The organism is Bradyrhizobium sp. NBAIM08, from assembly GCF_020193935.1.
GTDB classification, from domain to species: domain Bacteria; phylum Pseudomonadota; class Alphaproteobacteria; order Rhizobiales; family Xanthobacteraceae; genus Bradyrhizobium; species Bradyrhizobium yuanmingense.
Map to the genome: position 1 here is coordinate 1 of NZ_JADYVR010000211.1, position 464 is coordinate 464.

Genomic DNA, 464 nt, shown 5'->3' on the forward strand with positions numbered 1-464 from the left:
TCTTCGAAGAGCGTTCGTCCGCCAAAACTTTTACTGATATCCGAGATCGCGAGCATGAAGCGCCGAGTGTGCTTTGTGTACAGCCAACTCGCAAGTTCCGGCGCGACTCGGTTGTGTCCTAATTTGAAGATCGAATTGCTCTCGGCCGGGTTTTGGCTTTTTGAGCGGTCGATTCCACTTGGTGCAAAGTGTCTTCGGCTTGATGCAACGCATCTTCTGTTTTGTGGACGTTGCGATGAGTCTTGTCAGCCAACTGGTGCGATTGGTGGGCCAACGCCTCCGTTTTTCGCACTAATTCTTTCGTTCTTTCGACGACCCGCCGCGCTTTCTGAGTGACGTCCTCATGTTGCTGTTTCGTTGCGAGCCGTTTCATGTGCCGCGTTTCGAGGTACGTGAGCTTCTGTTTCGCCGCCTTCTTATCCTGAAGGTTGCGCAATCTCGTTTCCTCACCCTTCGTCATACCC

The 464-nt window shown here is 52.6% G+C and carries 1 protein-coding gene; it reads right to left on the minus strand.

Translation table 11 applies throughout. From position 1 onward, the window contains the following. Window positions 1-118 precede the first annotated feature (118 nt). On the minus strand, window positions 119-464 hold a 346-nt coding region (locus tag I6F37_RS39160), incomplete at its 5' end, for a hypothetical protein (RefSeq protein ID WP_225154251.1).